This is a genomic window from Jiella flava (assembly GCF_017349315.1).
Classification (GTDB): Bacteria; Pseudomonadota; Alphaproteobacteria; order Rhizobiales; family Rhizobiaceae; genus Jiella; species Jiella flava.
This window is the reverse complement of the sequence record NZ_JAFMPP010000009.1, coordinates 89,877-109,196: the sequence shown is the minus strand read 5'-3', so window position 1 is coordinate 109,196 and position 19,320 is coordinate 89,877. Positions and strand designations below refer to the sequence as shown.

Annotated in this window: 20 protein-coding genes; 7 read left to right on the top strand and 13 right to left on the bottom strand. The window is 64.4% G+C overall.

Features of this window, described 5'->3' with window-relative positions:
* Positions 1-54 precede the first annotated feature (54 nt).
* A complete protein-coding gene (locus tag J1C48_RS11880; protein WP_207258067.1) occupies positions 55-570 on the bottom strand; it encodes a GNAT family N-acetyltransferase in 516 nt (171 codons plus the stop codon).
* A gap of 379 nt (positions 571-949) precedes the next feature.
* Here J1C48_RS11880 and J1C48_RS11875 point away from each other — a divergent pair, with 379 nt between their 5' ends.
* Positions 950-1,942 (top strand): glutathione S-transferase family protein, encoded by a 993-nt coding sequence (locus tag J1C48_RS11875; RefSeq protein ID WP_207258066.1) that lies wholly within the window; start codon positions 950-952, stop codon positions 1,940-1,942.
* A gap of 181 nt (positions 1,943-2,123) precedes the next feature.
* Here J1C48_RS11875 and J1C48_RS11870 read toward each other — a convergent pair whose 3' ends face one another.
* On the bottom strand, positions 2,124-2,555 hold the full coding sequence (locus J1C48_RS11870) for an NUDIX domain-containing protein (RefSeq protein ID WP_207258121.1): 432 nt from the start codon (positions 2,553-2,555) through the stop codon (positions 2,124-2,126).
* A gap of 359 nt (positions 2,556-2,914) precedes the next feature.
* On the opposite strand from J1C48_RS11870, the gene J1C48_RS11865 reads away from it, so the two are divergent.
* Positions 2,915-3,865, top strand: a complete 951-nt coding sequence (locus tag J1C48_RS11865; RefSeq protein WP_207258065.1) for a metallophosphoesterase family protein — start codon at positions 2,915-2,917, stop codon at positions 3,863-3,865.
* Between the two features lie 59 nt (positions 3,866-3,924).
* On the opposite strand, the gene uxaC is transcribed toward J1C48_RS11865, so the two are convergent.
* The 3 genes from uxaC to J1C48_RS11850 all read right to left on the bottom strand — a co-directional run bounded on the left by uxaC (position 3,925) and on the right by J1C48_RS11850 (position 7,181).
* A complete protein-coding gene (uxaC, locus tag J1C48_RS11860; RefSeq protein ID WP_207258064.1) occupies positions 3,925-5,337 on the bottom strand; it encodes a glucuronate isomerase in 1,413 nt (470 codons plus the stop codon).
* Positions 5,334-6,800, bottom strand: coding sequence for a mannitol dehydrogenase family protein (locus J1C48_RS11855; protein ID WP_207258063.1), 1,467 nt, complete (start codon positions 6,798-6,800; stop codon positions 5,334-5,336). Before J1C48_RS11855 ends, uxaC begins: the two co-directional genes overlap by 4 nt.
* Before the next feature lie 105 nt (positions 6,801-6,905).
* Positions 6,906-7,181 carry an ArsR/SmtB family transcription factor gene (locus tag J1C48_RS11850; protein ID WP_343217697.1) on the bottom strand — a complete coding sequence of 92 codons (276 nt, stop codon included), beginning with the start codon at positions 7,179-7,181 and terminating at the stop codon, positions 6,906-6,908.
* Between the two features lie 117 nt (positions 7,182-7,298).
* Here J1C48_RS11850 and J1C48_RS11845 point away from each other — a divergent pair, with 117 nt between their 5' ends.
* From J1C48_RS11845 to J1C48_RS11825, 5 genes are read left to right on the top strand one after another with little or no spacing between them, the layout of a single operon-like run.
* Positions 7,299-8,192: an MBL fold metallo-hydrolase gene (locus tag J1C48_RS11845; RefSeq protein WP_207258061.1), complete on the top strand. Its 894-nt coding sequence runs from the start codon at positions 7,299-7,301 to the stop codon at positions 8,190-8,192.
* A gap of 11 nt (positions 8,193-8,203) precedes the next feature.
* Positions 8,204-8,596 (top strand): rhodanese-like domain-containing protein, encoded by a 393-nt coding sequence (locus J1C48_RS11840; RefSeq protein ID WP_231081740.1) that lies wholly within the window; start codon positions 8,204-8,206, stop codon positions 8,594-8,596.
* Positions 8,597-8,647: 51 nt separating this feature from the next.
* Positions 8,648-9,073: a YeeE/YedE family protein gene (locus tag J1C48_RS11835; protein WP_207258060.1), complete on the top strand. Its 426-nt coding sequence runs from the start codon at positions 8,648-8,650 to the stop codon at positions 9,071-9,073.
* A gap of 4 nt (positions 9,074-9,077) precedes the next feature.
* Complete coding sequence (locus J1C48_RS11830; protein ID WP_207258059.1) at positions 9,078-9,536, top strand: DUF6691 family protein; 459 nt, start codon at positions 9,078-9,080, stop codon at positions 9,534-9,536.
* A complete protein-coding gene (locus J1C48_RS11825; protein ID WP_207258058.1) occupies positions 9,533-10,336 on the top strand; it encodes a sulfite exporter TauE/SafE family protein in 804 nt (267 codons plus the stop codon). Before J1C48_RS11830 ends, J1C48_RS11825 begins: the two co-directional genes overlap by 4 nt.
* Positions 10,337-10,480: 144 nt before the next feature.
* Here J1C48_RS11825 and J1C48_RS11820 read toward each other — a convergent pair whose 3' ends face one another.
* From J1C48_RS11820 to J1C48_RS11785, 8 genes are all read right to left on the bottom strand, one after another.
* Positions 10,481-11,335 carry a polysaccharide deacetylase family protein gene (locus tag J1C48_RS11820; RefSeq protein WP_207258057.1) on the bottom strand — a complete coding sequence of 285 codons (855 nt, stop codon included), beginning with the start codon at positions 11,333-11,335 and terminating at the stop codon, positions 10,481-10,483.
* 205 nt (positions 11,336-11,540) lie between these two features.
* Positions 11,541-11,807: a formate dehydrogenase subunit delta gene (locus tag J1C48_RS11815; RefSeq protein WP_207258056.1), complete on the bottom strand. Its 267-nt coding sequence runs from the start codon at positions 11,805-11,807 to the stop codon at positions 11,541-11,543.
* On the bottom strand, positions 11,797-12,672 hold the full coding sequence (fdhD, locus tag J1C48_RS11810; RefSeq protein WP_207258055.1) for a formate dehydrogenase accessory sulfurtransferase FdhD: 876 nt from the start codon (positions 12,670-12,672) through the stop codon (positions 11,797-11,799). Before fdhD ends, J1C48_RS11815 begins: the two co-directional genes overlap by 11 nt.
* A 33-nt stretch (positions 12,673-12,705) precedes the next feature.
* Positions 12,706-15,567, bottom strand: a complete 2,862-nt coding sequence (gene fdhF / locus J1C48_RS11805; RefSeq protein WP_207258054.1) for a formate dehydrogenase subunit alpha — start codon at positions 15,565-15,567, stop codon at positions 12,706-12,708.
* On the bottom strand, positions 15,564-15,860 hold the full coding sequence (locus tag J1C48_RS11800; protein WP_207258053.1) for a CopG family antitoxin: 297 nt from the start codon (positions 15,858-15,860) through the stop codon (positions 15,564-15,566). Before J1C48_RS11800 ends, fdhF begins: the two co-directional genes overlap by 4 nt.
* 155 nt (positions 15,861-16,015) lie before the next feature.
* Positions 16,016-17,515 carry an NADH-ubiquinone oxidoreductase-F iron-sulfur binding region domain-containing protein gene (locus J1C48_RS11795; RefSeq protein ID WP_207258119.1) on the bottom strand — a complete coding sequence of 500 codons (1,500 nt, stop codon included), beginning with the start codon at positions 17,513-17,515 and terminating at the stop codon, positions 16,016-16,018.
* A gap of 50 nt (positions 17,516-17,565) precedes the next feature.
* On the bottom strand, positions 17,566-18,039 hold the full coding sequence (locus tag J1C48_RS11790) for a formate dehydrogenase subunit gamma (RefSeq protein WP_207258052.1): 474 nt from the start codon (positions 18,037-18,039) through the stop codon (positions 17,566-17,568).
* A gap of 226 nt (positions 18,040-18,265) precedes the next feature.
* A complete protein-coding gene (locus J1C48_RS11785) occupies positions 18,266-19,150 on the bottom strand; it encodes a LysR family transcriptional regulator (protein ID WP_207258051.1) in 885 nt (294 codons plus the stop codon).
* Between the last annotated feature and the right edge of the window lie 170 nt (positions 19,151-19,320).

Sequence of the window (19,320 nt, the reverse complement as noted above, 5' to 3'; positions counted from 1 at the left end):
CTTGAATTCCATCGCCGAACAATCTTGGGCGGCCCCGCGCGAACGAAAGCCGGCTTATCTGAGCGATGACGAACGGGCGCGAATTGCGCCTGCCACGCCGTCAAGGCCGCCGGCGACGAGTTCCAGCCCGAGCAGCCGCCGCGGATCCACCGGGCCGGGCATTGCAATGGTCCCCGGCGGAAGGGGATAATAGCCGAGCGGCTCGTAATAGGGCGGATCACCGACCAGGATGATCGAGCGCTCGCTCTTAGCCTTCGCCGCCTCCGCCGACAGCCGCATCAGCGCCTTGCCCGCGCCCCTGTTCTTATAGGCCGGGCGAACCGCGAGCGGCCCGAGCAACAGGCTCGGCGCCGCGCCGACGAGGATCGGCGTCAGCCGCACCGATCCGATGATTTCGGCTTCATGCTCGGCGACAAAGGACAGTTCGCGGTCGTGCGGCGCCATTTCGCGCACGCGCTCTGCAGCGCGCGCAAAGCGACCGGGTCCGAAGGCTTCGTCGGCGATCAGCTCGATCGCGGCGTCATGGTCGGGGCGTTCGGGCAGAAACCGGACGTCGTTCAGGTGAAACATCGGGGGAGCAGTCCAGAGGCAGGTGTCGAGCGGTCGCGCCGCTCGCAGAGCCCGGACGCGCGCCCGGGTGCCAACGACGAGAATTCAGCGCCCAAAGGCGCGAAGCGTCTTTCGTCGTCGGTTGATGGTCATGACAAGCGTTCCCCAGAAACAAGTGGTGCCGCCGTTAGCACCTTCCCGTAGCAAGAGCAATCGCCACGACGCAGGTTGCGGATGCGATTATCCCGTGTCCGGCGTCGCGCCGCCCGCAGCGGTGACGCACCGTCGCGTCGAAAGCAGGAACACCGCAACGCTCCTTTCGGTTACCAACCAGCGACCAACCGGACCGCGCGCGAACCGGTGGCCTCTTAAAACACGCCAATCCAGGAGACGGCGCATCATGGGACTTCTCGTCGACGGCCAGTGGCAGGACAAATGGTACGACACCGACAAGACCGGCGGTAAGTTCGAGCGAACCACAACGACGTTCCGAAACTGGATCACGCCCGATGGCGCGCCTGGACCGGATGGCAGAAGCGCCGTTCAAGCCGAAGCCGGCCGTTATCATCTCTATGTCTCGCTCGCCTGCCCCTGGGCGCATCGCACGCTGATCGCCCGCAAACTGAAGAAGCTCGAAAACGTCATCTCGCTGTCAATCGTCGACGATCACATGGGCGAAGAGGGCTGGGTGTTTTCCGAGCGGCCGGGCACGATCCCCGATACGGTGCTCGGCAAGCGACGGCTCTACGAGATCTATCTCGAAGCCGAGCCGCGCTACACCGGTCGGGTCACCGTTCCGGTTCTGTGGGACAAGAAGCAAGGCACGATCGTCAACAACGAGTCGGCCGAGCTGATCCGGATCTTCAACACCGGCTTTTCCGCCTTCGCCGACAACAGCGTCGACCTGACACCCGCCGAGCATCGCGCCGCGATCGACGCGATCAACGAACGCGTCTATCACACCGTCAACAACGGCGTTTACAAGGCCGGTTTTGCGACCACGCAAGAGGCTTATGAAGAGCCGTTCCACGCACTCTTCGAGACGCTCGACGCGCTCGAAGACCGTCTCTCGAGCCAGCGCTATCTCGTCGCCTCGCACGCACCGACGGAAGCGGACTGGCGGCTGTTCACCACACTGATCCGCTTTGATCCGGTCTATCACGGCCACTTCAAATGCAATCGGCGCCGGATTGCCGACTATCCGGCGCTCTTCGATTATATGCGGGAGCTCTATCAATGGCCGGGCGTCGCCGAAACGGTGAATTTCGACCATATCAAGGGCCACTATTATTGGAGTCACAAGACGATCAACCCGACCGGCATTGTCCCGCTCGGCCCGGACCAAGATCTGAACCGGCCGCATCGCCGCGACAGCGTCCCCTTCGGCGACTGATCCGGCGCAGCCTTTGCCGGCCCACGGCCCCTGCGCGGTGCTCAGTCGACGGATGCGCCGCGCGAAAGTTGCGGCGCAGGCGTGACCGACAGCGCGGACCGGTTTCCAAAGCGCGGCATCTCACCTGCCAACCAAGCGCTCGGCGCCAGGCCGGTGACGCGGCGAAAGATGCCGCCGGGCTCTACCAGTAGCGGTCGATCGGCTGCCGGCCGGCGAGTTCGTCGAGCCGGCGGCGCGTGGCGTCGGTCAGCCCGTCCGGGAGATTGTCGAGGGTGAAAAAACCCGACTCGGCGATCTCCCGATCCGGCGTCTTCACTTCGTGTTGCGTCACGCCGTCACAGCGATAGAGGATGACGTGATCCCGCTTCGACTGGGTGTTGTTGCAATAGACGCCGATCAGCGTCGGGCGCGCCTCAACCTCGAGATTGCCCTCTTCCGAAAGCTCCCGCAGCAGCGCGTCCTCGGCCGCCTCACCGGCATCAACGCCGCCGCCGGGCATGTACCAACCGCGGATATAAGTGTGGCGAACCAGAAAGATCCGGCCTTGCGCATCGAAGGCCGCGCCGCGCACGCCGAGCGTCATCGGGCGCGTCAAAAGATGAACGCCATGCATGGCCCCGACCAGGATTTTCTGAAGTCGCACGGTTCACCTCTCCCTCATGGCGTCTACAATTCGAAGAGCGACCAATTGTGCGGTTTTACAGCCGCGCCGTTCGCATGACAGAACACGCCCGTCGCACGGCGCTGGTGGTCTGATTCCGACATTTGGTCCCGTGTTGTGGAAACCGCTCGGCAACTGTCGGAGTCGCAATGACCACGAGCCAAGGTTATGATCCTCGTGGATTTTTCGAATTTGACATTTCATTCAACGGACGAACCCAACTGGGATGCAAATGTCAAATTCAATCCACGAGCAGAGGCCGCGCCTCTCCCGCGCGCGGTCTTGCAACGGCCATCGAGAAAGCCCGCTTCATGTTCCGACTCGCCCATCTTTCCGACATCCATCTGGGGCCGCTGCCGGAACTCTCCTTTCGCGAACTCGCCTCCAAACGGGTCACCGGCTACGTCAACTGGCATCGCAACCGCCGCCGGGTGATGTTCGGCGACACCCTGACCAATCTCCTCCAGGATCTCAAGGAAGAAGCGCCGGACCATGTGGCCGTGACCGGGGATCTCGTCAATCTCGCCACCAAGAAGGAGACGGCCGCCGCCCGCCTGTGGCTCGAAGATCTCGGCACGCCTCACGACGTCTCCGTCGTCCCCGGCAATCACGACGCCTATGTGCCCGGCGCGCTGAAGCGCTCCTATCGCGAGTGGAACGCGTATATGGTCGGCGACAACGCCCTTTCGGCAATCGGCAGCTCGTTCCCCTATATGCGCTGCCGCGGACCGGTGGCGATCCTCGGCGCATCCAGCGCGGAGGCAACGGCGCCGTTCTTTGCCACCGGCACCTTCAAGCGACACCAGGCGCTCGCCCTTGCTCGGCTGCTTGAACGGGCCAAGGCGACCGGCCACTTCCGCGTGGTGATGATCCACCATCCGCCGATCTCGGGCGCGACCGCCTGGCACAAGCGGCTGATCGGCAAGCAGTTTTTTTCCAAGGTCATGCGCGAGGTTGGGGCCGAACTCGTGCTGCACGGCCACACCCATCTCGACACACTCTATTGGTTGGACGGACCGGAGGGAAAAATCCCGGTCGTCGGCGTCCCCTCGGCGAGCCAGGCGCCCGGCGGCGAGCATCCGGCCTCGCGCTACAATCTCTTCGAGATCACCGGCGAGCCCGGCAATTGGTCGCTGATCCAGCGCGAGCGCGGCGCGCGCGACCATGAAAGCGGCATCGGCTGGGTACGCGAGCGCGAGTTGTTGTCCGACGGACGGACGATCGATGCCCGCCCGCGCGAGGATGCCAAGGTCGCCGTCTGAGCGATGCGTCGATTCAAAGAGGTAGAGCGACCTTTCTGCGTCCGATAGGACGAAGGGCGCTAGGCGCCGGCGCCCTTGCCGAACAGGGCGTTGGCGTTGGCGAAAGCGATCTTTTCGACGATATCGCCAGCCAGTTCGAAATCCGGCGGCATCAGCCCCTCTTCCATCCAACCGCCGACAAGATCGCACAGCACCCGGCGGAACAGCTCATGGCGCGGGAAGGACACGAAGGAGCGCGAGTCGGTCAGCATGCCGATGAAGGTGCCGATGACGCCGGTGGAGGCGAAGTCGCTCATCTGCCGGCGCATGCCGTCGACATGGTCGGCATGCCACCAGGCCGAGCCGAACTGCATCTTGCCGGCGACGCCGTCGCGATTGAAGCTGAAGGCCATCGCCGCCATCGCGACATTGCGGGCCGGATCCACGTTGTAGAGGATCGTGCGCGGCAGGCCGTCCTCGCGGTCCATCGCGTCGAGCAGCCGGGACAAGGGCTCCATCATCGGCCGATCGTCGATCGCATCGAAGCCCGTATCCGGCCCAAGCTTTGCGGTCATCAAGCTGGAATTGCGCCGGCGCGGGCCGCAGTGGAACTGCATGACCCAGCCCTTCTCGACATAGCGACGGGCGAGATGACGCTGGATCTCGGTCTCGAAGGTGGCGATTTCCTCGTCTTCGAGCCGATCGCCGCTTCGCGCCCGCTCGATCAGCCGATCGAAGGACGAGCCGGAGGCACGAGCAAAGCGCACCACGTCGAGGCCATGATCGGCGGCAAGGCAGCCATGGGCGGCGAAATGCTCGATCCGCCTGTCGAGCGCCTCGACAAGGTCGGTAAAGCGGCGGATCTCGATATCGGCCGCGCGGCCGAGCCGATCCAGCGCCGCGCCAAAGCCCCGCGCGCTGATCTGGATCACCTTGTCGGGCCGGAAAGTCGGCCGCACCAGAACGCTGCAGTCAGGATCATCGGCGATCGACCGATGGTCGGCCAGATCATCCGCCGGATCGTCGGTGGTGCCGATCATCTCGACCGTCATCCGCTCGATCAGCCGGCGGGTGGCAAATTCCGGCGCGGCGAGCTGCTCGTTGCAGGCCTGCCAGATGCGATTCGCACTGTTGGCCGACAGCGGCTCCTCGATGCCGAAAAAGCGCCGCAGCTCCAAATGGGTCCAGTGATAGAGCGGGTTGCCGATCATCATCGGCATCGCAGCTGCATAGGCGTCGAACTTCTCGCGCCAGGATGCATCGCCCGTGATCAGCCGCTCGTCGATCCCGCAGGCCCGCATCGCCCGCCATTTGTAGTGATCGCCCTCCAGCCACAGCGACCCGATGTCGGAGAAGCTGCGGTTTGCGGCGATCGCGCGCGGCGGCAGATGGGAGTGATAGTCGACGATCGGCGCATCCTTGGCGACCTCGTGAAAGAGCCGCCTCGCCGGGTCGTTCGAAAGCAAAAAGTCTTCGCCGAGAAAGGGCTTCATCGCTTGCTCTCCCCTGCCACCTTTGCCACGCTGCGCACCGCTCCGTCCTGAATCAAGCCGCCAAGCGCCTGGCTCAGCGTGTCGAGGAACGCCCCATCGCCGGCCAGACGCGGCGGGAAGATGCCGCTCGTCTCGACAACGGCACGCACGCGCTCGACCGGGGTCTCGCTGCCGTCAGCCTTCAGCCGCGCGGCCATCGGATCGCGCACGTCGATCGCCTGCCCGCGCTCGTCAATGCCGCCGACATAGCGGATCCAGGCCGCGACACCGAGGGTCAGGAGCGGTGCCGGGCGGCCGTGTTCGACATGCCACTGCAGCGAGCTCAGCATGCGCTGAGGCAGCTTCTGACTGCCGTCCATGGCGATCTGCCAGGTGCGATGGCGAATGGCCCGGTTGGTGAAGCGCGCGATCAGCTCGTCGGCATAGGCGGTGAGATCAATGCCCTCGGGCGCAGCGAAGCTCGCCGCCTGCTCGCCCAGCATCAGCGCCCGCGCCGCCGCAGCGTAATTGAGATCCGCCATGGTGTCGGCGATGGTCTCGAAACCGCCGAGATAGCCGAGATAGGCAAGGAAGGAGTGCGGCCCGTTCAGCATCCGCAGCTTCATCATCTCAAACGGGGCAACATCGCGAGTAAAGGTCGCGCCGGCCACGTCCCACGCCGGCCGCTCGCCGACGAAGTCGTCCTCGATCACCCATTGGCGGAACGGCTCACAGGCGACGCCGTCTGGATCGGGCCGGCCGATCACGTCGAAAATCCGCGCCTCGGTCTCCGGCGTCGTCGCCGGCACGATGCGGTCGACCATCGTCGAGGGGAAGCGCCCTTCGCCTTCGATCCAGGCGGCGAGATCGGCATCGCGCTCACCGGCAAAGGCGAGAACCGCATCGCGCGTCCTGGCGCCGTTGTCCGGGAGGTTGTCGCAGCAAAGAATGGTGAAGGGCTTCAGGCCCTGTCGCCGCCGCTCGGCGAGTGCCGCCACCAGCACGCCGATCGCCGAGCCCGGCCGGCCCTGATCGGCAAGATCCGCCTTGACCTCGGGATGGTCGAGATCGAGCCTGCCGCCCGGCGTCAGCATGTAGCCCTTTTCGGTGACCGTCAGCGAGACGATCTCGACGCCGGCGTCGGCAAGACCGGCAACCACGCCTTCGCGCCCATGGGTCTCGGGATGGCGGTGATCAATGACCGAGCCGACGATCCGCGCCTGATCACCCTGGCGCGAATCGCGCTTGAGAACGGTGTAGAGATAGGCGTTTTCGGCGAGCCGCTGCAGCGCCTCGGCGCCGCTCTTCAGCTTGACCACCCGGTGTCCCCAGTCGCCGCCGATCGCGTTCAGCATCACATCGGTGTAGACTGCCTGATGGGCTCGATGAAACGCGCCGAAGCCGAGATGGACGATGCGGGATCTCAGGGCAGCGCGATCGTATCGCGGTCGGGTCACCAGAACTTCTTTGTTCTCGTCGCTCATGGCATGTTCCCCCTCCCTTCGGGCGGCCGGTGGGTCGCCGATCGAATGTCGGGGGGTGGCTTGCCATGCCAGCCGATCGGTCGCAAGCGCCAAGGCCTTCGAAGGTCACTCCACGACGCTTGCATCCGCCTCCGCTTCGCAGAAGATGCCGTAGAGGCTCTCCATCAACGGCCGGATCTGGCCCTCGCCCAGACGATAGTGGATCGCCTGACCTTGCCGCCGTGAGGCAACGAGATCGCCGGCCCGCAGTTTTGCCAGATGTTGCGACAGGGCCGACTGGCTCAGACCGATGTCATCTGCAAGCGCGCCGACCTGCCGTTCTCCCTTGGCAAGCGCGCACAAAATGCGCAACCGCGCGGGATTGGCGATCAGCGCCAGCAATGACGCGACCTCGGCAGACCGGGCCTCCAGATTTTTTATATTAGCATCTTCTAATTTAGACATACCTGATATATATAGACCTCACACACCCTTTGCAATGTCTGTTGGAACGACACCATGCTCACCCGTCACAGCCCATCGACCGGCCCCGCCTCCCCTGACGTCTGGGGCTTTTATGAGGAAAAGAGTGGCTCGATCCAGTATCTCGTCGCCGATCCTGCAACCCGGCGCGCCGTTCTCATCGACGTCGTGCAAGATTTCGATCCCGCCGACGCCCGGACGAGCCACAACAGCGCCGAGGAGATCCTGGCGTTCGTCCGGCGCCAAGGTCTGACGGTCGAGCGCATCCTCGACACCCATCCCCATGCCGACCACTTGATGGCCGCGGCTCATCTGAAAGCCGCGCTGAAGGTTCGCAACGGCATCGGCGAAAAGGTCATCGAGATCGCCAAGCTGTGGGAGGGCCTTTATAACCTGCCCGGCGCCTTCGCGCCCACCGAGGACTTCGACGATCTCTTCACCGACGGCGACCGCTTCAAGATCGGCGATCTCGAAGCCCGGGTGATGCTGTCGCAAGGCCACACGCTCGGTTCGATTACCTATATCGTCGGCGATGCCGCCTTCGTCCACGACACGCTGATGTATCCGGACATGGGCTCCAGCCGCGCCGACTTTCCCGGTGGCGACGCCGGCATGCTCTACGATTCAATTCAGGCGATCCTCGCCCTGCCCGAACAGACCCGCCTCTTCGTCGGCCACGACTACGGAACGAAGCAGCGCACCGAGATCCGCTGGGAGGCGACGGTCGGCGAACACCGCGAGCGCAACGCCCATGTCGGCAACGGCCGGAGTCGGGCGGAGTTCGTCGCCATCCGCGACACCCGGGATGCGGGCCTGAGCCTGCCCGATCGCATGCTCGCGGCGCTGCAGATCAACCTGCGCGCCGGACGCCTGCCGCCGTTCGAAAGCGACGGCAATGCCTATCTGAAAATTCCTCTCAACCGCTTTTAACGGAGCCGAAGATGGCAAAGACCATGAAGGATTTCATCACCGAAGCACGCGACAAGACCGGCGGGTCGGTTTCGCCGCGGGATGCCGAAGGCGCGAACGCGCTGATCCTCGATGTCCGCGAGGCCGAGGAACTGGCGAGCACCGGACGGGTCGCCGGCGCCCTGCACATCCCGCGCGGCCTCCTGGAAGCCAAGGCCGACCCATCGAGCCCGGCCCAGGCGGCGGAACTGACCGGCGCGCTGGCGGCCAACCGCCCCGTCAACGTCCTCTGCGCGTCCGGCGCCAGAGCCGCGCTCGCCGCCGCCCGGCTCGTCGAGATGGGCTACACCGCCAAACCCATCGAGGGCGGGATCAAGGCCTGGCAGGACGCCGGCCTGCCGATCGCAAAGGGCGGCTCCGCCTGAGCGAGGGTTTGCGCCGTCTGCCCCGGATCTCTTTCGTTCAAAGTCGAATTTATGGAACAGTTTACGCCACTCTCCGCCCTGATCGGCGGCGCGCTGATCGGCCTGTCCGCCGTGATGCTGCTCGTCTTCAACGGTCGCATCGCCGGCATCAGCGGCATTTTCGACGGCGCGCTGCGCTTGCACACACGCGGTCTTGGCTGGCGCCTCGCCTTTCTGGCAGGGCTGTTCGCCGCCGCTCCCCTTCTCGCGCTCATTGGCAACGACCTTCCGAACGTTAGCTCCGGCGCCTCGACTTGGGCGATGATCGCCGGCGGCCTGCTCGTCGGCTTCGGCAGCCGGCTCGGCTCCGGCTGCACCAGCGGCCACGGCGTCTGCGGTATCGGCCGCGCGTCGCCCCGCTCGCTGGTCGCCACCGCGACCTTCATGGCGGCCGCGATCGTCACCGTCTTCGTCTCGCGTCATCTTTTGGGAGCTTGATCCCATGATCCAGATTGTTTTCGCCCTTGTCTCCGGCCTGCTCTTCGGCGCCGGGCTGGTGATCTCGCACATGGTCGATCCAGCCAAGGTGCTGGCTTTTCTCGATCTTGCCGGTGACTGGGATCCGAGCCTCGCCTTGGTGATGGGCGCGGCGGTGGCGGTCTTCTTCGTCGGCTATCGCGCCGCGATGCGGATGGATCAGCCAGTCTTTGCGCCGCACTTCGAAATCCCCGATCGACGCGACTTCGACCGCCGGCTGATCGGCGGCAGCATCCTCTTCGGTGTCGGCTGGGGGCTGATCGGCCTGTGCCCAGGGCCGGCCCTTGCCGATCTGACATTGGCGCCGCAGAGCGTGTTGTTGTTCGTCGCGGCAATGATCGCCGGGATCGGACTGTTCCATCTCCTGCCCAAGCCTGCGCCCCGCATCGCGCAAGCCGCCGCTTCGGGAGCGGTCGACGCATGACCCTCACCACCTTCGTCACAGCCGCGGCGCTCAGCTCCGGCCTCACCGTCGGCTTGGTTCTCGGGCTGTTCGGCGGCGGCGGATCGATCCTTGCGGTGCCGCTCCTCGTCTATGTGGTCGGCGTGAGTTCGACCCACTTGGCGCTCGGCACCAGCGCCGTCGCGGTCGCCGCCAGTGCGCTTGCCAATCTCGTGCCTCACGCCCGTGCCGGCCACGTCAAATGGCGCTGCGCCGCCGTCTTTGCAGCCAGCGGCATCCTCGGCGCACTGGCCGGCGCCCACGTCGCCAAGGCGATGAACGGCGAACGGCTTCTCGCCCTCTTCGGCATCGTTATGATCGTCGTCGGCATCGCCATGCTGCGGCGCCGCTCCACCGAAGGCAATTCCGCCGTTCGGCTCACCAACGAAAGCGCGCTGAAATTGCTGCCGCCGCTCGTCGCTACGGGCTTTGCTGTCGGCTTGTTTTCCGGATTCTTCGGGATTGGCGGCGGCTTTTTGATCGTGCCAGGCCTGATCTTGGCGACGGGCATGCCGCTGGCCTTCGCGATCGGCACCTCGCTCGTCGCCGTCGCCGCTTTCGGCGCCGCGACGGCCGCGAGCTACGCGGTCTCCGGCTTCGTCGACTGGCGGCTGGTCGGACTGTTCGTCGGTGGCGGACTGGTCGGCGGCTTCGCCGGAACCGCACTCGGCAAAGGGCTGGGCGACGGCAAGCCCTGGCTGAGCCGCGCCTTCGCCGTCCTGGTGATGGCGGTCGGCGTCTCGATCGTGATCAAGGGACTGCCGGCATTGATCGGGCGTTAGCGCTCTGCGTTCGATCGGACGCAGAAAGGTCGCTCTCACCCTTTGAATCGACGCATCGTGCTCTGCCTCACCTGCCCTTCAGCACAGCGACGGGCCGGCCGTTCTTCGGAAGCTCGGCCCGGCCTGATCCCCCTCGATTCGCGCTCAGCGAGAGGCAACCAGCGGCGCTTCGTTGGCCGGAACCAGCCGCACGACCTTGAACCCGCGGCTCTGAAGAGCCGCAAGGAAGCTCGGCAGCATGGTCGCTGTGCGCGCCTGGATGTCGTGGAACAGAATGATGCCGTGGTTGTGGACGTCGAGAGCATGCAGAACCCGCGTCCTCACCATTTCCGGCGTTCCATGGAAATAGTCCTTGGAGTCGATATCGACATCGATGGCGACAATGCCCTCGTTCGCCAGATGGTGGCGGATGCTGGTGGTGCTGGCGAGATAGGGGAAGCGGAAGAATGGCGCCGGGGTCACGCCGATCGGCGCCAACGCCTCGGCAACGCTGATCTGTCCTTTGCGGATTTCGGCCATGGCGGCCTCATCGCTCATCATGCGCAGATTGGCATGGCGAAAGGTGTGCGTGCCGATCGTGTGGCCGGCCTCGGCGACATCGCGGGCGATCTTGGGATAGGCCTTCGCCATCTCGCCGACCATGAAGAAGGTCGCGCTAATGCCGTAATCGCCGAGAGTCTTCAGAATCTTGTTGGTCTTGCCGGGCATCGGGCCATCGTCGAAGGTGAGCACCACCTCCTTCGGCTTCAAGGCGATATCGGAATAGCGCGAGACGGCGATCGTCCTCCCGGCGAGCGGCGACGCGACCACCGGTTCGAAGGACTTGAACAGCGGAAAGCGCTGATCGTCCTCCCGGGACTGATAGGCCAGAGCCGGAGCGGCGTCGACCGCCGGATCCGCCGTCCTCTTGATCGCCATGGAAAAGCGTTCATTGCTGGCACAACCGGCGAGCAGCGTCGTTGAGACGATGGCGGTGAGGAGAAGTCGCACAACGCGCATTGTGACCGGCCCAGTTCGATTGCTGACCCGATCGTAAGTAAATTGTTAGGGTTAATAACTTGTTGAGCTCGCCCCGACGTTGCGCAAGCGCTTTCAACTCTTGGGACGTCGCTACTCTTGGGATGTCGCTCCAGCATCGGCCCGAAAATCGGAATCGATTTTCGGCAAAGCACGATGCGTCAATTCAGAGAGTGAGAGCAGATCTTCAGGATGCGGAAGCATCTTGCTGCGACGTGGTGCGCGCTTCGAGCGGCGCCGCCGGCCGGCGAATTTCGGGTTGCGCCTCGATCACCAGCGGGTGCATGCCTTCGGTCCGGCCTTCGTCGAAGCGTTCGAAGAGCTGGGTTCGCATCCGCGGCTCCCAGAATTTGTTGATGTGGTCGGCAACCCCTTGCGAACGCGCACCCTCGGGCGACGACTCGAAAAACTTGGCAATCTGATTGGCCATGTAGACGAGCTTGTCACGCTCCATAAACCGCTCTCCCTTGTCTTGTCGTTTCCGGATCGGCCGGTGGCGCGGCGGTCTGCGTCGCCCGCGCGATCCGCTCCGGATGACTGAACACCTCGAAATCAGCCCCTCGCGCGACCGCGACGAGGGTGATCCCGGCCGCCTCGGCCTGCGAAATGGCAAGCGTCGTCGGCGCGGAGACCGCTGCGATCAGCCCGCAACCCATTCGAGCCGCCTTCTGGATCAGCTCCACAGAAACCCGGCTGGTGATAGTCAAAAAGCCACCTGCCGGATCAATTCCAGCGCGGGCGAGATGCCCGGCCACCTTGTCGAGCGCGTTGTGCCGGCCCACGTCCTCGCGGCTGACGACCAGCCCCCGGCTCACATCGTGCCAGGCGGCGGCGTGGACGGCGCGCGTCAGCCGGCCGAGTTGTTGCTCGCGCCCCATCGCCGCAATAGCCGTCGCGATTGTCCCCGGCGAAAACGCACCCTCATTGCCCGCCGCGACCTCAGGCAACTGCGGCGCGGCTAGCTCCAGCGACTCGACCCCGCACAGGCCGCAGCCGACCGGGCCGGTCATCTGGCGGCGGCGCGCCACATAAGTCGCGGCCCGCGCGGCAACGAGGCGGACCTGGCAGTCGATGCCGGCCGCTGTCTCGACAATATCGAGATGCTCGATCTCTTCGGCGCGATCGACGATGCCCTCGTTGAGAACGAGCCCCATCGCCATGTCTTCCAGGTCGGCGGGTGTCGCCATCAGCACGGCGTGGGTCGAGCCGCCGACCGAAATCGCCACCGCGACCTCCTTCGGCACCGCCCGGCTTGCAGAGGCAAAGGCACCGTCGCGAAAGACGAGCCCCTCAACACGCTGTGCCCTTGCATCGCTCATCGAACGACCCTACTCGCCAATCTGGCCCGCGTCTCACTCCGCCGCTTCGGAAGGAACGATCCGGCGACTTTCCATCGTGAGTTCGCGATAGTCCTCCTGCCACTCGGTCGGACCGTTGGACGGCGAGATCTGCACCGCGGTCACCTTGTATTCGGGGCAGTTGGTCGCCCAATCCGAAAAGTCGGTAGTGATCACATTGGCCTGGGTCATCGGATGGTGGAAGGTCGTATAGACGACGCCCGGCGCGACCCGATCGGTGATCTTCGCCTTGATCGAGGTTTCACCGGCGCGGCTCTGCAGCTTCACCCAATCGCCGTTGCGCACGCCCCGCTGTTCGGCATCGTGCGGATGGATTTCCAGAAGATCCTGGTCGTGCCAGACGACATTTTCGGTGCGCCGGGTCTGGGCGCCGACATTGTACTGCGACAGGATCCGCCCGGTCGTGAGAAGCAGCGGGAAGCGCGGCCCCGTGCGCTCGTCGGTCGCGACATATTCGGTGACGATGAACTTGCCCCGCCCCCGCATGAATTCGCCGACATGCATGACCGGCGAGCCCTCGGGATGAGTCTCGTTGCAGGGCCACTGGACCGAGCCCTTTTCGTCCAGAAGATCGTAGGTGACATTGGCGAAGGACGGCGTTGTCGCCGCGATTTCCGCCATGATCTCCGACGGATCGGCATAGGTCATGTCCATCCCGATCGCCTGGGCGAGCATCTGGGTAACCTGCCAGTCCTCGTAGCCGTTCTTCGGGCTCATCACCTTGCGCACACGGTTGATCCGCCGTTCGGCATTGGTGAATGTGCCGTTCTTCTCCAGGAAGGAGGAACCTGGCAGGAAGACATTGGCGTAGTTCGCCGTCTCGTTCAGGAAGAGGTCGTGGACGATGAGCAGTTCCAGCGCTTCGAGGCCCGCCGACACATGCTTGGTGTCGGGATCGGACTGCAAGATGTCCTCGCCCTGGCAATAGAGGCCTTTGAAGGTTCCCTCGACGGCCGCGTCGAACATGTTCGGAATGCGCAGGCCCGGCTCGTTGTCGAGCTTGACGCCCCAAAGCTCCTCGAAGCTCTCGCGCACCGCGTCGATCGAGATGTGCCGGTAACCCGGCAGCTCGTGCGGGAACGAGCCCATATCGCAGGAGCCCTGGACGTTATTCTGGCCCCGCAGCGGGTTCACCCCGACACCCTCGCGGCCGATATTGCCGGTCGCCATGGCAAGGTTGGCGATGCCGATGACGGCGGTTGAGCCCTGGCTGTGTTCGGTGACGCCGAGACCGTAATAGATCGCCGCATTGCCGCCGGTGGCGTAAAGTCGCGCCGCGTTTCGCACCTCGTCAGCCGGCACGCCGGTGATCGCTGCGGTGGCCTCCGGCGAATGCCGCTCTTCGGCAACGAAGGCCGCCCATTCCTGGAACTCGTCGAGCTCGCAGCGTTCGCGCACAAAGCGCTCGTCGATCAGGCCCTCGGTGACGATGACATGGGCGAGCGCGGTCAGCATGGCGACGTTGGTGCCAGGTTTCAGCGCCAGATGGTGGTCGGCCTTGATATGCGGCGTCTTGACGAGATCGATCCGGCGCGGATCGATGACGATCAGCTTGGCGCCCGGCTGGCCCGGCTTACCGCGCAGCCGCTTTTTCATCCGCGAGCCGAAGACCGGGTGCCCGTCGGTCGGATTGGCACCGATCACCAGGATGACGTCGGAATGCTCGACGGAGTCGAAATCCTGCGTGCCGGCCGAGGTGCCGAAGGTCGAATTGAGGCCGTAGCCGGTGGGCGAATGGCACACCCGCGCGCAAGTGTCGATATTGTTGTTGCCGAAGCCCGCCCGCACCAGCTTCTGGACGAGAAAGACCTCCTCGTTGGTGCAGCGGGAGGAGGAAATGCCCCCGACCGCGCCGCGGCCGTATTTCGCCTGAATGTCCTTGATCTTGCCGGCCGCGAAGGACAGCGCCTCGTCCCAAGAGACCTCCTTCCAGGGTTGGCTATAATGATCGCGGATCATCGGGTTGAGGATGCGATCCTTATGGGTCGCATAGCCGAGCGCGAAGCGGCCTTTGACGCACGAGTGGCCGCGATTGGCCTTGCCGTCCTTGTATGGCACCATGCGAACCAGTTCCTCGCCGCGCATCTCCGCCTTGAAGGAGCAGCCAACGCCGCAATAGGCGCAGGTGGTGACGAGCGAATGCTCGGGCGTGCCGATCGCGATGACCGATTTTTCCTCCAGCGTCGCGGTCGGGCAGGCCTGCACGCAGGCGCCGCAGGAAACGCATTCGGACGACAGGAAGTCGTCGAACTGCGTGCCGGCGGAAATGATCGAGTCGAAACCCCGTCCTGAGACCGTCAGCGCAAAGGTGCCCTGCACCTCGTTACAGGCGCGCACACAGCGCGAGCAGACGATGCATTTCGACGGATCGAACTGGAAGTAAGGGTTCGAGACGTCCTTCGCCTTGCCGAGATGGTTTTCGCCATCATAGCCGTAGCGCACCTCGCGCAGGCCGACGGCGCCGGCCATGTCCTGCAGTTCGCAGTCTCCATTGGCCGCGCAGGTCAGGCAGTCGAGCGGGTGGTCGGAGATGTAGAGCTCCATCACCCCCTTGCGGATCGCCTTCAGCCGGTCGGTCTGGGTGGAGACCTTCATGCCCTCGGCGACGGGGGTGGTGCAGGAGGCCGGTGTGCCGTTGCGCCCCTCGACCTCAACGACGCAGAGCCGGCAGGAGCCGAACGCATCCATCATGTCGGTGGCGCAGAGCTTGGGCACCTGCACCCCCGCCTCCATCGCCGCCCGCATCAAGGAGGTTCCCTCAGGTACCGTCACCGCACGGCCGTCGATGCTGAGCGTGACGTCCTTTTCGGCCTTCGAGGCCGGCGTGCCGTAGTCGATTTCGTGAATGAGGCTCATAGGTTCCTCCCTGGCGCCGCCGCGCCGAATTCAAAATCTTCAAGATGGTCTTCGAGCAACCGACGTAAGATGTCGCCCTCCGCGACCCCATCCTGTTTCGCTTTCGCAGACAGCTTTCGAACAAGATCCGGCGAAAGCTCGAACGTCATGCGATCCGCCTGGCCCAATCTGCGGAAAGTCATAGGCTTGAACTGAGCTGGATCGCATTCTGTCAGATCGGCCTCTTCGATGAAGCGCTCCGCATCCTCATCTGAGTGCAAAGGTGGCAGAGGCTTAAGTTTGGTGTCGCTCATAAAAACGCACCTCCTTCAAACGCATGTAGCGCGCGCTCATCGGCCGAATAAGTCGACGCCCATCGCGATGGCGAAAGGTGCAGACGACCAGGACATGACGTCCGTTCGAACATCGCCCAATGGCGCGGAACCACAGCTCGCTCCGTTTCCAAAAGCTACTCCGCCGCCACCTTCATCGGCTCACCATGAAAATCCTCCGGGAAATGCCGGATGGCGCTCATCACCGGATAGGGGGTGAAGCCGCCGAGAGCGCAAAGCGACCCGAACTTCATCGTGTTGCAAAGATCCTCGACGAGAGCGAGATTGTCCGCCGGCTTCTCGCCGTCGATGATCTTCTCCATCGTCTCGAAGCCGCGCACCGCCCCGACCCGGCAGGGCGTGCATTTGCCGCAGGATTCGATCGCGCAGAACTCGAAGGCAAAGCGCGCCTGATGCATCATGTCGACCGTGTCGTCGAAGACGACGATGCCGGCATGGCCGATCAGCCCGTCTTTGGCCGCGAAGGCTTCGTAATCGAACGGCGTATCGAACAGCGAAACCGGAAAATAGGCGCCCAGCGGGCCGCCGACCTGCACCGCCCGCACCGGGCGTCCAGAGGCCGTGCCGCCGCCGATCTCCTCGACAATCTCGCCGAGCGTCATGCCGAAGGGGGCCTCGAAGAGACCGCCGTGCTTGACGTTGCCGCCGAGCTGGATCGGGATGGTGCCACGCGAGCGGCCCATGCCGAGCGTCTTGTAGCTCTCGGCACCTTCGGCAACGATCTCCGGCGTCGAGGCCAGCGAGATGACGTTGTTGATCACCGTCGGCATGCCGAACAGCCCCTGGAGCGCCGGCAGCGGCGGCTTGAAGCGCACTTGGCCGCGCTTGCCCTCGAGGCTGTCGAGCAGCGAGGTCTCCTCGCCGCAGACATAGGCGCCCGCCCCGACCCGCACCTCGATATCGAAGGCATGGCTCGAGCCGAGCACCGAGTCGCCGAGAACGCCGGCGTCCTTGGCCCGGCGGATCGCCTCGCGCATGACATCGATCGCGATCGGATATTCCGAGCGCAGATAAATGTAGCCTTTGGTCGCACCCGTCGCGACGCCGGCGATCGCCATGCCCTCGATCAGGCAGAACGGATCGCCTTCCATGATCATCCGGTCGGCGAAAGTGCCGGAGTCGCCCTCGTCGGCATTGGCGACGATATATTTGCGCGCGCCCTTTGCCTCGAAGACGGTCTTCCATTTGATCCCGGTCGGGAAGCCTGCGCCGCCGCGGCCGCGCAGGCCGGAGTCGGTGATCTCGGCGATGATCGCCTCGGCGCCGATGCCGATCGCGCGCTTCAGCCCGTTCAGGCCGCCATGAGCCTCATAGTCGGCAAGCGACAGCGGATCGATCACGCCGCAGCGCTTGAAGGTCATGCGCGTCTGGCGCTTGAAGAACGGCTGGTCCTCGACCGCCCCGATCCGCTTGGCATGGCCGGCACCAGACAGGATACCCGCATCCAACAAACCACCGGCCTCGCCAGACTCGATCGGGCCGTAAGCGATCCGCCCGGTCGGCGTTTCGACCTCGATCATCGGCTCCAGCCAGGCGAGCCCCCGCGAGCCATTGCGCACGATCTCGAAGGACAAGCCGCGCTCGGCCTTCAGCTGCGCGAACTCCTCGGCAATCATGTCGGCGCCGCAGGCGACGGCGAAGGAATCGAGTGGAATGAAAAGCTTGGTCACAGCCGGGCCTCCTCGATCAACGCACCGACCCGCGACTCGCTGAGCCGCCCGACGACCCGGCGATCGAGCATGGCCGAGGGCGCCGTCGCGCAAAGACCGAGGCAATAGACCGCTTCCAGCGTCACCTGCCCGTCCGGAGTCGTCTCGCCAAAGCCGATGCCCAGCGCCGCCTCGATGGCCCCGGCCACCCGGTCACCGCCCGCCGCCTGACAGGCTTCCGCCCGGCAAACCTTCAAGACGTGCCGGCCGCGTGGTTCCTTGTGGAAGTCGTGATAGAAGCTGACCACGCCATAGACTTCGGCCCGGGTCAGATTGAGCGCCGCCGCGATCTGGCGCACGGCTGCGTCGGGCACATGACCGAAGCGCGCCTGGATCGCGTGCAGGATCGGCAGCATCGGACCTTCCAGCCCGCGCCGCTCCTCAATCAGCTCCGCAACCTCTGCCTCGTCGTATCTCGCTTGCGAAACCAAGCGCTTACCTCCCGCAACCGTATTTGAATCCTTCTAGGGACCGAACACCCCCGTCGGCCTTGAATCAAGTGATAATCCTCGTCTTGCGATAGAAGATTTCTATCACAACGATAGAAGGCGACGCTTAGCCAACGCGCCATGGGCTCGATAACCGGACGCTCGAAGCCGCCTGGGGACGAAAAAACTCGGCTGGGCAAAGCCCCGTCGATCACGTCCCCCGGACGAGTCAAATCGCCTCGACCAAACGTGCATCCTCCCAGAACGAGGCAACGATCGGGGGGCGCAGCTCGCGCTTGGCGGTAACGAGACCGATCTCGTAGCCGACATCCGGACCGGTGATCGGAATCGCGACCAGCGGTTCGGCGAGGCCAAGGAGCGCCGCCGAGCGATAGGGCATGACCGTGGCGATGCCGGCAAGGCGAGCTTGCGACAACAGCGCGATCATTGAGTTCGATTCCATCACCGCGCGAACCCGCCGTCCCCCGGCTTCAAGATGGCGATTAAGAATTTGACGGTTCTGCATCGACGGGCTCAGCATGCCGAGCTTCAGCCGCGCCACCTCTTCCCAACTGACCGCATCGCGCTTGCCGAGCGCGCCATCGCGGCGGGTTACCAGGCAATAATTTTCTTCATAGAGCACCCGCGTATCGAGCCGACGCAGCCGGACGTCGTCGAGATAGGTGATGCCGACGTCGATCTCGAAATTTTCGATCGCCGCGAGGATTTCGGTGGCCGTCTGGGAGAACACCTCGAAGGTAACGTTCTCATGCTTTTGATGAAACGGCGCGGTCAATCGAGAGACGATCGCCAGACTCGTCGGGATCGCGCCGATGCGCAAATGCCCGGACAGCCCCCGCCGAACCGTGTGCACCTCTTCGCGCATGGTCCGCACGTCATCGGTGATACGCCGCGCCCAGGCCAAGGCGCGCTCGCCCTCCTCCGTCAGCCCGCGAAAGCGCGAGCCGCGATTGACGAGAGTCGTTCCGAGCCGCTCTTCGAGCTGGCGAATGCCCGCAGACAAGGTCGGCTGGGTAATCCCCAGTCGATCCGCGGCGCGTCCGAAATGCTTCTCGGCCGCGAGCGCGATTAAATATTCCAGCTTGTCGAGCAACAATGCCTCCTCACGTCTGCAAACCTGCGTCATGATCGCGGTGCGGACCAGACGCGGGACGCAGAGATTCCTTCAGCATGCCCCACCGTTCGGGATCGGACCACTTGTCAACGGGAACGGCAAGCGGCTTAAAGCGGATCACCTCTGCGCATCTGCCTTTGGAGTTTGGG

Coding starts and splice junctions, on each gene's coding strand:
- J1C48_RS11880 (WP_207258067.1), bottom strand. CDS start 570: ATGTTTCACCTGAACGACGTCCGGTTTCTGCCCGAACGCCCCGACCAT.
- J1C48_RS11875 (WP_207258066.1), top strand. CDS start 950: ATGGGACTTCTCGTCGACGGCCAGTGGCAGGACAAATGGTACGACACC.
- J1C48_RS11870 (WP_207258121.1), bottom strand. CDS start 2,555: ATGCATGGCGTTCATCTTTTGACGCGCCCGATGACGCTCGGCGTGCGC.
- J1C48_RS11865 (WP_207258065.1), top strand. CDS start 2,915: ATGTTCCGACTCGCCCATCTTTCCGACATCCATCTGGGGCCGCTGCCG.
- uxaC (WP_207258064.1), bottom strand. CDS start 5,337: ATGAAGCCCTTTCTCGGCGAAGACTTTTTGCTTTCGAACGACCCGGCG.
- J1C48_RS11855 (WP_207258063.1), bottom strand. CDS start 6,800: ATGAGCGACGAGAACAAAGAAGTTCTGGTGACCCGACCGCGATACGAT.
- J1C48_RS11845 (WP_207258061.1), top strand. CDS start 7,299: ATGCTCACCCGTCACAGCCCATCGACCGGCCCCGCCTCCCCTGACGTC.
- J1C48_RS11840 (WP_231081740.1), top strand. CDS start 8,204: ATGGCAAAGACCATGAAGGATTTCATCACCGAAGCACGCGACAAGACC.
- J1C48_RS11835 (WP_207258060.1), top strand. CDS start 8,648: ATGGAACAGTTTACGCCACTCTCCGCCCTGATCGGCGGCGCGCTGATC.
- J1C48_RS11830 (WP_207258059.1), top strand. CDS start 9,078: ATGATCCAGATTGTTTTCGCCCTTGTCTCCGGCCTGCTCTTCGGCGCC.
- J1C48_RS11825 (WP_207258058.1), top strand. CDS start 9,533: ATGACCCTCACCACCTTCGTCACAGCCGCGGCGCTCAGCTCCGGCCTC.
- J1C48_RS11820 (WP_207258057.1), bottom strand. CDS start 11,335: ATGCGCGTTGTGCGACTTCTCCTCACCGCCATCGTCTCAACGACGCTG.
- J1C48_RS11815 (WP_207258056.1), bottom strand. CDS start 11,807: ATGGAGCGTGACAAGCTCGTCTACATGGCCAATCAGATTGCCAAGTTT.
- fdhD (WP_207258055.1), bottom strand. CDS start 12,672: ATGAGCGATGCAAGGGCACAGCGTGTTGAGGGGCTCGTCTTTCGCGAC.
- fdhF (WP_207258054.1), bottom strand. CDS start 15,567: ATGAGCCTCATTCACGAAATCGACTACGGCACGCCGGCCTCGAAGGCC.
- J1C48_RS11800 (WP_207258053.1), bottom strand. CDS start 15,860: ATGAGCGACACCAAACTTAAGCCTCTGCCACCTTTGCACTCAGATGAG.
- J1C48_RS11795 (WP_207258119.1), bottom strand. CDS start 17,515: ATGATTGCCGAGGAGTTCGCGCAGCTGAAGGCCGAGCGCGGCTTGTCC.